The sequence below is a fragment of the Neoalteromonas arenosi genome (genome assembly GCF_030362855.1).
Lineage (GTDB): Bacteria > Pseudomonadota > Gammaproteobacteria > Enterobacterales > Alteromonadaceae > Alteromonas_E > Alteromonas_E arenosi.
The window spans coordinates 65,167-79,126 of sequence record NZ_JAUCBP010000010.1; the positions used below are offsets into that span (position 1 = coordinate 65,167).

Sequence of the window (13,960 nt, forward strand, 5' to 3'; positions counted from 1 at the left end):
GGATTAGTGTTTCCAGTGATATTTATGCGCCTTAGCGTCAATCTGCTGGGCAGTTTCAGCAGGCATAAACATCCGATTGTTACCTTCGAAAAAGAATGCGTTGCGCTTCTCGTCACTGCCTACTTCGTTCATGGTGGCAGCTTCATAAACGCGACCGTTTAGCACCGTGTAGGTCACGTACTCACTGCGCTTCAAGTCGCTCAGCACATCACCTTCAATAACCACTAAATCGGCTAACTTGCCGACTTCGATACTACCAATATCCTTATCCATACCGAGGTGGAATGCGCCGTCAATAGTACCGCCGCGAAGCGCTTCCCAAGGTGTAAAGCCTCCTTGTTCCATCATCCATAATTCCCAGTGCGCACCAAGCCCTTCACGTTGTCCGTGGGCTCCGATGTGTACGCCAACGCCATTGTCGCGCAACGTTTTCGCATAAGTCGCAATGTCGATATGGTTGTACTGATTATCCGGTGCGGTTGGGCGGCGAATTGCACGACGCTCAATCAAAAAGTTAGGGGTATAGCGCATTAAGCGTTCGTTCTTCCACACTTCAGTGCGATCGTACCAGTATTCTTCCCCCATTAATCCGCCGTAAGAAACTACGAACGTTGGCGTGTATCCAAAGCGCGTTGCACCCCATAACTGAGTTAAGTCGTTGTAACCGTGCGCGATAGGAATTGAGTGCTCAAGCCCTGTGTGACCATCAACAAGCATTGATAGATTCTGCTGCAGTTTACCGCCCCCTTCAGGCACAACCATCATTTCCAGATGCTTAGATGCTAGTAATACCTGTTGGCGTTGATCGCGCCGCGGTTGATTATAGCTCTTGACCGAAATCGCGCCGACATCTTGCAATCGTTGAACATGGAAATAAGCATCTTCGTAATTATTGATGATTGCTTTGTAGCCCATCGCCTCTGCACCGTACAAAATTGTCCCGGTAGAATAGATACGTGGTGCCACAATCTCACCCGCGCGCTGCAGCTCCGCTGCTGCCATAATTTCGGTCGTGTCGTTTGATGGATCGTGAATGGTAGTTACCCCAAACGCTACATTTGAGTATTGACTCCAATTTTGCTGCGGAATGATCTCATTGCGGCCTTGTGCGCCGTGAGCGTGAGTATCGACTAGACCCGGTATGACCGTGTGACCAGCCGCGTCTACGACCAATGCGTTCTCAGGGACTTGGACCTCATCAGCGCTCCCAACCGCACTGATACGATTACCCTCGATAAGCACTACACCGTTGGCGATGATCTCTTGCTCTTCATTAGCATTGCGCATGGTAACCACTGTGCCACCAACAATCGCAGTCACTTGGTCTGGCTTATCAGTAGCGCGCGCGAACGACAGATTGATGCCTTCCGCTTCGGCGTCGCGCAGTTCAGCTTCCTCGCCTGCTAAGAAAGCAAAGGTATCGCTGAGTTGACGCTCGAAGAAATACGGACCGTGGAACCAACCCACAGACGCATTGTTAGGAGCCCAGTTCAGGTATTCACCGGCCCGGGCCGAAACCTGTTTGACCGGTAGAGAGGTCATTTTGGGGCCAACAGTCACTTTTTTACCATTATCGGCAAATGGTGCAATATAGGCATTGTATTGATGCACGAAAGCAACCCACTGTTTGTCATGCGAGAGTCGGTACTCACTGACTTTGTCGGCGCCGTATAAATGTATGCGCTTATCTTCACCGTTGAGGTCAACCGATACAAATTGCGTTTCAGGATAGGGCGTACCACCAACGGATTCAGTAAAATACAGTCGTGTGTTATCGCCGGCAAAATGTGGATTCCAACCACGTTTTGCGACACGCGTGGTCTCTTCATCATCAAGGTTTAATACATAAATGCCAGAATCTACTGAGTGGGTCGGATCCAGCAAGTAACCACCGCTAAATTTGCGGTAGGTAATGAGCTCACCGTCGGTTGAGAAGCTTGGCTCGATATAGTGGCCAGGCGTAAGACTGACAATTTTGCCCTTACCGCCGCGCGCTGAAACCACGCGAATACTACCCAACTCTTGGTCATTCCAAGTCGTGTATACAATGCGCTTACCGTCATTGGAATAGCGCGGATAGTATTCGTCGTGTTCATCTTGACGAGTTAGGCGCTTGGTCTTGCCAGATTTCAGATCACGGACATACAACTTACCTAACGCCTGGAACAACACTGTTTTGCCGTCCGGCGATTTTTGTGACCAGCGAATTGCTTTAACGTCGAACTCGTCAGGTGCGACATCTACGGGGAAACGCAACGCATCAGCGTATTGCAATGTTGCTTTTACATTGACGTCAAGGGTTGTAATTTGCGGGTTATCCGGCGTACTTGCTGCAACATCAATGACGTGAAATTTGCCGCCAGTCCAAAACACAATGTTTTCACTATCGGGGGTCCAGTCGAAGTAAGCAAAATAGCCCTCGGTACCGAAGCCTTCTTGCATATCACGCTCGAGTCCAAGGAAAATCGGTGCTTCAATACCCGTTTCAATGTCTTTAATAAACAGTGCCGTGCGGTTCGTAACACGACGCACATAGGCAACTGATTTACCGTCTGGTGATGGCGTTGGCACAATAGCACCTCCAGTGCCGGAGATGTAGCGCTCTTCTTCGCCCGTCTCACGATCAAATCGCGTTATCGCAAATATAGCTTTAAGTGGGTCACGGTTGTAACTAAAGGTGCTGCCAGGGGTTACATCTTGCGTGTAGTAGATGTATTTGCCATCAGGCGAAAATGCCGGGTCAGCGATATTCTTTTGGTCTGACTTACCATGGGAGCGCGCTTTGATTGTTAAGCCACTGCCGCCGCTTTTATGCCACATCCAAATTTCGCCAGCAGGAATACTGCGACTCGACATAATGCCTTTAGTACCTACTAGATATTGGCCATCAGGGCTCCATTTGGGTGAGTGAATAATATTGTTTTTTTCTTTGGTCACTTGACGCAAATTGCTGCCATCGATGTTCATGATCCAAATATTACTCAGCCCGTCGCGGTCAGATATAAACGCGACTTCTGTGCCATCTGGACTGATGGTTGGATGGATGTTCCAAGCAAAGTCCTGTGTCAGCGGCTTGGCTTCGCCGCCGTTGATGTCCACGATGTAGATGTCGCCTAACATATCAAAGACAAACTGTTTGCCATCTGGGCTAACATCCAAACTCGACCATGTTGTTTCATCCGTCTCGATGTCGATACTCGAAAGTGATAGAGGCGGGTTGAGTACATCCCACTCGGAATAGTCATTTTCACTGGATTCTTGTTCTTGGTGGTCGTCGGCGTATGTGTTGGCAGTGAAAGCTAACGTCATGAAAAGGGTTGCCCAGCCAAACACGCGGGTAAGTCGTTTAGGTGTTTTCATTAGAGTTCTCTATTGAATTTTTATTAGTCAGGCAATCGTTAGATGCTGCCTTTTTGTGTCTCGTAGCAACATTAACACAGTTCGTTGTGGATTGGTCGGCAAAGCGTTAGATGGCACTGGTTAAGCGATTAGATTTAGTCGGGGAAAGAGGCGCGAATGGCAACGAACTGATCAATATTCTGGAGTAATAGGTCTACAAGCTTGGGATCAAACTTTTTCGCCCGTTGCTGTTCAAAATACTCAACAATTTGGGGTAATGGCCATGGATCTTTGTAACAACGGCTGCTGCCTAATGCATCAAACACATCAGCCACGGCAGAAATACGCCCGGCAATATGGATCTGTTCGCCTTTGAGCTGATTAGGGTAACCACTGCCATCCCAGCATTCGTGATGTTGTTGCGCTATGATACCCCCTAAACCCAGAATTGGGTTGTCGCTGCGACTGAGCATGTCATGGCCTATTTGGGCATGGGTTTGCATGATCGCAAACTCTTCATCGGTATGCTTGCCTGGCTTGTTGAGGATTTTATCGGGAATGCCGACTTTGCCAACATCGTGCAATGGCGACGCCAGTTTGATCATCTCAGCATCGTGCTCAGATAAACCATATAAAGTCGCTAATAAATGGCTGACATGCGCAACGCGTTTGACGTGACTGCCGGTTTCTTTAGATCGCATTTCTACCGCTTCACCTACGACGTAAGATAGTTCTCGTTGGGATTCTTTAATGGTTTCGCGCAAGCTTAAATTCTCGTGGGCAACTGCGATATTGTGCGCAAAAAACTCAAGCAGATGATGCTGGACAGGCTCCATAGAGCTATCACGTGATACGTATAGCAGGTTCTCAGTACCGCGGCTAGTGGTGAAATAACCAATAAAATAATCACTACTATGGATACTCTTTTTCTGTTCCAACGCAAGCGTTAGGCGTTCTCGGATCACCTCATCAATGCACTCTGAAGACCCGCATTGTCCCTGATTATTCGCCAAAACGTTAATACCGTCTTGAGGCGCCTTGCCAAACTTATGGGTAATCGCACAACAGACAATTTGTTGTGTTTCAAGGCCGAGTAAAATAGCGATTTGGCGCAGTATCGTATTGGCGAACTGAGGGAGCGTTTCGCATTCTATAAATTCGGTTGTAGCAGCAATAATTCGCTCTAGACCCACCCGGTGGCGTTCAATGATTTTGATATCGCGATAGCTACGCAGGGCTGAAAACGTCACCGTTTTTAATCGCAGTGCGGTTAACTCGGTTTTATTTTTATAGTCGTTAATATCGTAATCGCGGATCACGCTTTCTTCAGGCGCTTCACCGGGTTGGCCGGTTCGCAGTACTAATCGAATGGTATGGTTACTAGCAGTTTCGCGCACCCAGCGGATAAGCCCCAACCCCGCATTGTTAGTTTCCATTACCACATCAACGATCGCTAAGGCAATATCGTGGTTGTCGTCACTGCTTAGCAGAACTTTGGCCTCGGTAGCTGAATAGGCGCTGATACATTGCACCCCGCGACCGTCAAACTCCATGTCGTCAAGCACTAGCTTTGTAATAGTATGGATTTCCGGCTCATCATCAACAATCAGAACTTTCCATTGCTCGCCTGATGGTAACAGGGGTTCTTGATAATCGTCGTCGGCGAATAGGAGTTCGTCGTCCATTGGACCGTATAGTTGAGTGTACTTGGCCTAACTATAGTTCAAATCACTGAACTTACTAATTTATTGGCCAGTTTCAGGAGTCAACGTCAGGCGCTTAAATATATTCGAAACCGGTAGGGCTCCAGCCTGCGATATTATTACCACCGCGACGCTTAGCAGAGCGCAAGTTTTTCTGTGCCAAACTCATGATGTTGTGTTGGTCAAAACCTGCATCAATTAGCGATGCGAGACCTGCGCTAATTGTTACATGGCCTTTTTCTGACGTGAGATGAGGGATAGCGGCAATATTCATCGCATTGAGTACTTTCGATGAATATTGCCAGGCTTCAGCGCGATTGGTTTCTGGCAACACGGCACAAAACACCCCGTCACTGTGGCAAAAGACTTTGTTGATGCTGTCGACAAATACTTCGCGTAATTCAAATGCGACCTGCGATAACATAACTTCGTTGGCCTCACTACCGTAATAAGTTAGATGTTTTTCGTAGTCATCAATACCGAATAACACCAGTGACATTTCAATCCGGTTTTTAAGCGCAAGTTTAGTTTGAAACTGCAGATAATCTTCCATTAAATCACGCGTTGGCAACTGTGTAATAGAATCTAAAGCACCTGAACGGCGCTGGTTGTGACTGCGCTTGCGCGCATTCAATTGAGCGCGTACACGATTGCGTAGGCTGGCCTTGTGAACGGGTTTGGGAATATAGTCGTCGCCACCGGCATCCCAGCAACTTTGTTGTTCTTGCTCAGTGGTCATGGCGGTTACAAACACAATCGGTGTGTCGTTGAAATAGGGGTTTTGTTTGAGTGTTCGACAGGTTTCTAAACCATCCATTTGCGGCATGTTGACATCGAGCAAAATTATATCGGGCTCTATACTCTCACATTGCTGAATCGCTTCTACTCCCGAGCCCGCCACGAAGACGTCGTAATCGGATTCTAGATAACAGCGCAACAACTCTAAATTAAGAGGTTGATCATCCACTAACAAAATTTTGTCACGAGCGCTGGACCCTAAAGTGCGCTCAAAAGCACTAAACATGAAACGTAACCGGAACTAATCGAACCATGTGATTATACGGTAAAAGCTTAAAAAATACACTAAAAAACCGATGCTTAAAAATCCTTGTATACCGCGTACTTATTGGGTTCTTCGCATTTATAAAGCTCGCCTCAACGCTGTTCAGCAACGCATCAACACGTCTAATCCAAATTTGACCTTTTGGTCAATGATGGTATTTATGACAGGGATATAACACAGCGCAGCAAGCACCATGACAGTCGACAGCAGACAGAGTAAAAAGGAAGTCACCCGCCTGAAAAACGAATTACGCATACTTGATGCCGCCGAAAAGCTCTTTTCGCAAGCGGGATACGACGGCGCGAGTATGAGTATGATAGCCAAAGAAGCCAGTGTTCCGAAAGCTAATGTTTTGTATTACTTTAAGAGTAAAGACAACCTATACGAAGCGGTGATCGATAGAATTGTCAGTACCTGGAACTTAGGTTTAGACAATATTACGCCAGCGCATGACCCAGCTGAAGTGCTCTATAATTATATCCGCGCGAAGGTTAAGTTAGCGATTAAGCAACCGATGCAATCAAAGTTATTCGCCTCAGAGATCATCCGCGGTGCCCCCTATCTAAAAGACTATCTACGCGTAAAAGCACGCCCATGGTTAAGAGATAAAGTTTGTGTTTTCGAGGCCTGGATGCAACAAGGTAAAATGGACACCGTCGACCCGAACCATTTGCTTTTTACGATTTGGAGTGCCACTCAGTATTACGCTGATTTTGAGGCTGAAGTGCTGTTAGTCATGAATAAAATCGAATATGAAGACGCTGATTTTGATGCGATCACCCAATCAGTGGCATCAATCATTTTAAAAGGGGTAGGTCTGACAATCCCAGACTCAATCAAATCGGGGCAATCATGACTGAATTTACCACGCCCGATTTATTCGACGAACATCGCGATTCGGTTGATGTTCCGCACAGCGGCCTGAGCCATTTTGGTGGCTTGCAAAAGTTTTACGGTCAAGCCGTAACCGTTACCTGCCCAGAGGATAACTCTCTGGCCTGGGAAATATTGAAACAGCCAGGGCAGGGTAAGGTTTTAGTGATCGATGGGTTCGCCAGTCACAAGTATGCTTTTATTGGCGATATTATGGCCACCAATGCGATTGACAATGGCTGGGTTGGTGTCATCGTTAATGGCTGTTGTCGCGATATCGAGATCCTTCGCGAGATGCAGCTCGGTGTTATGGCATTGGGAACCACGCCGCGCAGTACCGTAAAGCGCGGCTTTGGCGACCGCGATCGGGCTGTCACTATCTTATCTGCAACGATTCGCCCTGGCGATTGGTTATACGCGGATGTTAATGGCTTAATCGTAAGCCCTGCACCTTTACTGTAACGCCGTAATGACACCAAGACATGAACCAAATTGGTGCAAGCTAGCACCAACTTGATCGAGTCCTCGTTGTTAAAGCCAAGCGCTAATTATTTGTGTCTTTTTCAAACCCTTTGTTGTCAACCGATCGGACAGGATTGTCAAAAACGGAAAGGTTCTTGCTTAATTCTTGCATAGGTTATTGCAAGAATAACGTGTAATTGAGCTAGAAATAGAATAATTCTGAATTCTAAAGCCCGCATTAGTATTGCCTATCGCGCGCAGACGCTTAGATATCAATAGGCATTTGGGGAATTTGCACGTATAATCCTGACCAATCGGTCAAATAACGAGGCGAAGTGAGTGAGTGATCAAGCTGTTTTTTGTTTACACGGCCCAGTGAATTGGCAGCTTATGCCCCACGGTTCGCTGGCCAATAAACGCTTAGCAGTAAAAGACTTATTTGCTATCAAAGGCTTTAAAAACGGTGCGGGCAATCCTGATTGGTTGCGCCAAGCTAAACCGGCAGAGCATACCAGTGATGCAGTTAACAAGCTGATGCATCAAGGCTGTGAGTTAGTCGGGCTGACCCAAACAGACGAGATGGCCTATAGCTTAGAGGGCAACAATCAGCATTACGGTGCTGCTGAAAATCCGCGATTGCCAGGGCATGCCTGTGGTGGTTCTAGTATGGGATCCGCGGCAGCAGTCGCCGCTAACTCAGCTGATATTGGCTTGGGTACTGATACGGGCGGTTCGATAAGAGTACCAGCGAGTTACTGTGGGTTATTTGGCATCCGCCCAAGCCACGGAGTTATCGAACCAGCGGGTTTGTTGCCATTAGCTCCTGCGTTCGACACCACGGGATGGTTTTGTCAGCAGGCCGATTTACTCAGCCAAGTTGGCGATGTGTTACTACCCGCCCAAGTACAGACAATCGTTGACGAGTTAGTCATTTTCGATGCGCTGTTTGAGCTGGTAGAGCCGTCATTGGCTAGGTTATTGCGCGCAGAACTTGAGCGAGTAAAACCGCATTTTAAAAAGGTTCGATCGCTGGAAATTGATGATCAGCAATTAATCTCGCAGCTAGCGGATGCGTTTCGCGTATTGCAAGGCCGTGAAATTGGGAGAACTCATGGCGATTGGGTAACTACTGCCAAGCCGCATTTTGCACCGCCTATCGCTCAGCGCTTTGCCATGGCGATGGCACTGACAGAAGCTGAAGAGCAACGAGCCAAGCAAGTACAGGCAAAGTGGTGTGCGCTACTGGCGGCTAATTTGTCGCCACACAGTGCGTTGTTTTTACCCACAACGCCAACGACAGCGCCGCAGCTAGGTGCTGATACTACCGACCTGCGGATGCAAATACTAACGTTAACCGCGATAGCCGGTTTGGCCGGCGCTGCTCAAGTCCATTTGCCGCTAATTAATGTGCCGCTTGAAAAGCAAGTGGCACCCTATGGTTTTTCTTTGCTTATGACAGCAGGTAATGACCGCACACTATTGCAGTTAGTCAAAACACTCACTGCATCATTAACGCAACAAGATGAGAATTGATGATGAGCCAATTTAATATTGCATTTACCGCTCCTCATAAAACTGCCACGGAAGCTGGGATGTTTATCTTGCGCCAAGGCGGTACAGCAACTGAAGCCATGGTCGCCGCTGCGGCAACTATTAGTGTGGTGTATCCACATATGAACTCAATTGGTGGTGATAGTTTTTGGCTGATTGATAATCTTGGCGCAGATGCGCCAATTGCAATTGATGCCTGTGGTGCAGCGGCTGCTGATTTGGCTCAGTATCAAAGTGTAAAAGCTATTGCTGATCGGGGCGGTCGCAGCGCCATCACACAAGCGGGAACTATCAGTGGCTGGCATGCAGCGCTGCAAGCGGATAACAATGCGAAATTGCCATTGGCGACTGTTCTAAAGCCTGCCATAGATGTAGCTAAACAGGGTTTTGAGGTAACGCAAAGCTTGCAGATGGCCGCGGAAAAGTTATTTGCAACCGAGGGGCGCAATCAAGCGTTCAAAGACTTGTATGAGCCTAACGACAGACCGCTTCGACAAGGCGAGCACTTCACAAACCCAACGCTGGCACGCGTATTCGAACACCTTGCAGAACATGGGTTAATGGCATTCTACAGCGGCGAATTAGCGGCCAGTTTTGCGCGGGATTTAGCAGCTGCGGGCAGCTCAATAACCATTGAAGATATTGCAGCCACTCAAGCGCAAGTAGTTACACCACTTAAAGCCAGTCTTGACGGCGTTGATTGTTACAATCTACCAGCGCCGACTCAAGGTGTTCACTCGCTGGCAATTTTGGCCATCATCGATCGTCTTAAGTCGCGCGCCATCTCTGACATCGACTGGATGCATTTAGTTGTTGAAGCCACGAAGCAAAGTTTCAATTTACGCCCGCAAATATGGGGTGATCCAAATGCTGTCACTGAGCTTTATGAGCAAGTTTTACAGGCTCCGGTCATTGACCAATTAGCGCAAAATATTTCCATGTCCAAAGCTGAGCCTTGGCCGTTTAACGCGGCGCCTGGCGATACGGTATGGCTTGCTGCGCGAGATAAAAATGGTCAAATGGTGAGCTTTATTCAAAGTATCTATTGGGAGTTTGGCTCAGGTGTTGTGATGCGCGACGGCGGGTTTGTTTGGAATAACCGCGGGGTGAGTTTCTCGTTAGATCCGCGCGCTGTGAATAGTTTACAACCGCATAAAAAGCCTGCGCATACACTGAATCCGGCATTTGCGCGCTATCACGATGGACGCCGACTCGCTTACGGTACCATGGGTGGGGAAGGCCAGCCGCAAACCCAAGCCAAGGTGTTTACCGACTACACTTGGCGCGGTAAATCAGTCGTTGAGGCTGTTGCTTCGCCGCGCTGGTTACTTGGCCGTACGTGGGGCGATAGCAGCACAGATTTAAAAGTCGAACAACAACTTGCCGAGCAGTTGGGCTTTGAGCTCGATCGCTTGCGCCATAAGTGGCAGCCAGTGCCAGACAACAATGAAATGATGGGCCATGCAGGGGCCATCCTTGATACTCAAACTCATCTAGAAGCCGCATCGGATCCGCGCTCCGACGGCCAAGCCAGCGTCGAATCTGCCGCTGAAGCACAATCGTAGGAAATTTCGATGTCTGAATTATTAGCCCAATGGCCGATTGTTGTTGCTCTCATTGCCACCGGTGTGTTTGCCGGAATACTGGCAGGGTTGTTTGGTGTCGGTGGTGGCATTGTTATCGTGCCAGTACTGTATTTTTTATTACAAGGCTTCGGCGTCAGCGCCGAGTCGGCAATGATGATTGCAACGGCTACGTCGTTGGCAACCATTGTTCCCACCTCAATATCTTCAATTCGCTCACATCATGCCAAAGGCAATGTGGATGTTGAGTTACTTAAATATTGGGCCGGTTTTATTTTGTTAATGGCGGTTGTCGGAAGCGTATTTGCCCATTACATTCGTGGCAACGCGCTGACCTTAATGTTTGCCTGCATCGCTATTTTGGTGAGTTTAAATATGTTGTTCCGCGCCGGTGCGCCGGCACTCGCACAGCAACTACCGGGCAAATTGGGTCAGGCGATAATGGCCTCTACTGTAGGCGGTTTATCAGTCATGATCGGTATCGGTGGCGGTACCATTGGTGTGCCATTGCTCAGTGCATTTAACATTCGCGCGCACGTCGCAGTTGGCACCGCTGCGGTATTTGGTCTGTTGATCGCACTACCCGGTGTGCTTACGTTGTTGGTGGTAGGGCAAACACCCACTGACGCGCCTATTGGCACCTTCGGCTTGGTTAATCTACCGGCCTTTCTACTCATCATTCCACTGACTATCTTGTTCGCACCCGTAGGTGTGAAGATAGGCAGCAAACTCGACCCTAAACAATTAAAACGCGCTTTTGCCATAGTACTGATGCTCACCGGCCTGCGCATGTTTACGCAGGCGTTAGGAGTATAAATTTATGACTAATTACACCGATATTCACACCCTAAACCCGCCGCAACGTCTGTTGATGGGGCCTGGCCCGATCAATGCTGACCCCCGTGTGTTACGCGCTATGTCAGCACAATTGATCGGTCAGTACGACCCAGCTATGACCGGTTTTATGAATGAAACCATGGCGCGCTATCGCCAGATCTTCAAGACCCAAAACAAATGGACGTTCTTGGTCGACGGTACGTCACGCGCCGGCATTGAAGCCGTGCTGGTTTCGATTCTGCGCCCTGGAGATAAAGTCTTAGTGCCAATTATGGGGCGTTTTGGCCACTTGTTAACTGAGATTTCTCAGCGCGTAGGGGCTGAAGTTCACACTATAGAAGTGCCTTGGGGAGAGGTGTTCCAACCGGAGCAAATTGAAGCGGCCATTAAACGCGTCAAACCGAATGTGTTGGCGATGGTGCAAGGGGATACATCGACCACTATGAACCAGCCACTGGCGCATATTGGCGCTATTTGCGCCCAGCACGATGTGTTGTTTTATTGCGATGCAACGGCATCGATTGTAGGCAACGAATTACCGGCCGATGAATGGCAGCTAGATGCATTATCGGTTGGTTTGCAAAAGTGTCTGGGTGGTCCTTCAGGTTCTGCGCCGCTGACCTTGAGCGACAAGTGTGTGGATTGGATCCGCACGCGCAAAAAGGTTGAAGCGGGTATTCGTACAGCCGCTCACCAAGATGGCACAGAGCCTTTTATACGCTCTAACTACTTTGATCTCGGTATGGTAATGGATTACTGGGGCGAAGAGCGCCTCAATCACCACACCGAGGCTACTAACATGCTTTATTGTGCATCGGAATGTGCGCGCATCGTTATTGAAGAGGGCGTCGACGAATGCGTTGCGCGCCATAAACTGCACGGTGATGCAATGCTCGTAGGGGTGCAAGCGATGGGTCTAAAAGTGTTTGGTGATATTCAAAACAAAATGAACAACGTCGTGGGCGTTTATATCCCTGACGAGGTTGACGGCGATGCTGTGCGCGGTCAGATGCTAGATGATTTTGGGATTGAAATTGGCACGTCATTTGGACCATTGCACGGCAAAATTTGGCGCATTGGCACTATGGGCTACAACGCGCGTAAAGATGCTGTGTTACAGACCTTGGCGTGCTTGGATGCATGCTTACAAGCCAATGGCTACAAAGGCCCTCATGGCGAAGCTACTGCAGCTGCGTTAGCGCATTACAAGTAAGAGCGGCTGATGAACGTACTTGATCCCCACACAATCACCCGGCATGGCAAACGCGCTATCGAGCGCTGCTTAGCGCTGAGTCGTATCAGCGAAATGGACGGCGGTATTTTACGTCAGTATTTGACTGTTAAACATGCCGAGGCCAATCAACAGGCAGCGCGCTGGATGCAGCAAGCGGGAATGACTACTTGGCAAGATGAAGTTGGCAATCAATGGGGCCGCTTAGCCTCGTCTGATCCCGCTGCTAAGCGCTTAATTGTTGGTTCACACTTAGACACTGTGCCCAATGCCGGCGCCTATGACGGAATTCTGGGGGTGATGCTGGCAATTGAACTTGCTGATCTTGCCCATCAACAGAGTGTTGAATTGCCGTTTCATTTAGATGTTGTGGGTTTTTGTGATGAAGAAGGTACTCGGTTTGGTGCTACCTTAATTGGCTCCAAAGCCTTGGCAGGCGACTTCAACGCTAATTGGCTCGAGCTGACCGATGAGCATGGCACTACTATGGCTGATGCGATGACTGTCTTTGGCCTCGACCCATTAAAAGTGCAGGATGCGGCTCTTGATCCAACCGAGTTACTCGCTTATTGGGAAACCCACATAGAGCAAGGCCCCGTGCTTGAGGCCCAGCAACAGGCCATTGGCGTTGTTACCGCTATCGCAGGTGCTAAACGTGCATTGGTGAGCTTTAAAGGCCGCGCTGGACACTCGGGTACAACGCCAATGCACATGCGCCAGGATAGCCTAGTGGCGGCGGCAGAATTCATTTGTAAAGTTGAACAATCAGCAGCGCAGTGCAGCAATAGTCAAGTTGCGACCGTGGGATATATCGACGCCAAACCCGGTGCGGTCAATGTTATAGCCGGTAAAACCACGCTCAGTTTAGATGTGCGCGCTCAGCAAGACAGTGAATTAGACCAATTGCTACACAGTATTGAGCACCATGCACAAGCGATAGCTGAGCAGCGTAATTTGACGCTGGAATGGCAGTGGACCCATGCCGCGGCGGCAGTTGCCTGTGATCAGCATATCATGCAGACCTTTATGGAAGCCTGTGCGCGAAACGATGAGTCAATTGCCCTGCTCCCCTCTGGCGCAGGGCACGACGCTATGGCTATAGCGACAAAGTGTCCGGTCGGCATGTTGTTTGTGCGCAGTCCCGGAGGCGTAAGCCATCATCCATCAGAAACGGTGGTCGAAGAGGATGTGGCACGGGTATTGGCGGTGATGTATTCGGCGTTAGCAATTCAGATTGCCAAGACGCAAGAAACCTACGAGCCGGTGACGCACGACGATGTAGCTTTGGCTGCAGGCTAATAAAGCTACCCTAGGCTAA

General features: G+C 48.9%; 10 protein-coding genes. 7 read left to right on the forward strand and 3 right to left on the reverse strand.

What is annotated here, in order from left to right; all coding sequences use genetic code 11:
* Positions 1 to 3: 3 nt before the first annotated feature.
* From QTP81_RS12060 to QTP81_RS12070, 3 genes are all read right to left on the reverse strand, one after another.
* Positions 4 to 3,360, reverse strand: a complete 3,357-nt coding sequence (locus QTP81_RS12060) for an amidohydrolase family protein (protein ID WP_434532983.1) — start codon at positions 3,358 to 3,360, stop codon at positions 4 to 6.
* Positions 3,361 to 3,494: 134 nt separating this feature from the next.
* On the reverse strand, positions 3,495 to 5,024 hold the full coding sequence (locus QTP81_RS12065; protein ID WP_289365772.1) for a DUF3369 domain-containing protein: 1,530 nt from the start codon (positions 5,022 to 5,024) through the stop codon (positions 3,495 to 3,497).
* A 94-nt stretch (positions 5,025 to 5,118) separates the two neighbouring features.
* Positions 5,119 to 6,066, reverse strand: a complete 948-nt coding sequence (locus tag QTP81_RS12070; protein ID WP_289365773.1) for a response regulator — start codon at positions 6,064 to 6,066, stop codon at positions 5,119 to 5,121.
* A 232-nt stretch (positions 6,067 to 6,298) separates the two neighbouring features.
* Here QTP81_RS12070 and QTP81_RS12075 point away from each other — a divergent pair, with 232 nt between their 5' ends.
* The 7 genes from QTP81_RS12075 (at position 6,299) to QTP81_RS12105 (ending at position 13,941) form a co-directional block, all read left to right on the forward strand.
* Entirely contained in the window at positions 6,299 to 6,961 is a 663-nt protein-coding gene (locus QTP81_RS12075) for a TetR/AcrR family transcriptional regulator (RefSeq protein ID WP_289365774.1), read from the forward strand.
* Entirely contained in the window at positions 6,958 to 7,440 is a 483-nt protein-coding gene (locus QTP81_RS12080; protein WP_289365775.1) for a putative 4-hydroxy-4-methyl-2-oxoglutarate aldolase, read from the forward strand. The genes QTP81_RS12075 and QTP81_RS12080 overlap by 4 nt, the downstream gene beginning before the upstream one ends.
* Positions 7,441 to 7,779: 339 nt before the next feature.
* Positions 7,780 to 8,973 (forward strand): amidase, encoded by a 1,194-nt coding sequence (locus QTP81_RS12085; RefSeq protein WP_289365776.1) that lies wholly within the window; start codon positions 7,780 to 7,782, stop codon positions 8,971 to 8,973.
* 2 nt (positions 8,974 to 8,975) lie between these two features.
* Entirely contained in the window at positions 8,976 to 10,556 is a 1,581-nt protein-coding gene (locus tag QTP81_RS12090; RefSeq protein ID WP_289365777.1) for a gamma-glutamyltransferase family protein, read from the forward strand.
* Between the two features lie 9 nt (positions 10,557 to 10,565).
* Complete coding sequence (locus tag QTP81_RS12095) at positions 10,566 to 11,390, forward strand: sulfite exporter TauE/SafE family protein (RefSeq protein ID WP_289365778.1); 825 nt, start codon at positions 10,566 to 10,568, stop codon at positions 11,388 to 11,390.
* Positions 11,391 to 11,394: 4 nt separating this feature from the next.
* Positions 11,395 to 12,624 (forward strand): pyridoxal-phosphate-dependent aminotransferase family protein, encoded by a 1,230-nt coding sequence (locus tag QTP81_RS12100; RefSeq protein ID WP_289365779.1) that lies wholly within the window; start codon positions 11,395 to 11,397, stop codon positions 12,622 to 12,624.
* Between the two features lie 9 nt (positions 12,625 to 12,633).
* Entirely contained in the window at positions 12,634 to 13,941 is a 1,308-nt protein-coding gene (locus QTP81_RS12105; protein ID WP_289365780.1) for an allantoate amidohydrolase, read from the forward strand.
* The last annotated feature ends 19 nt before the right edge of the window (positions 13,942 to 13,960 follow it).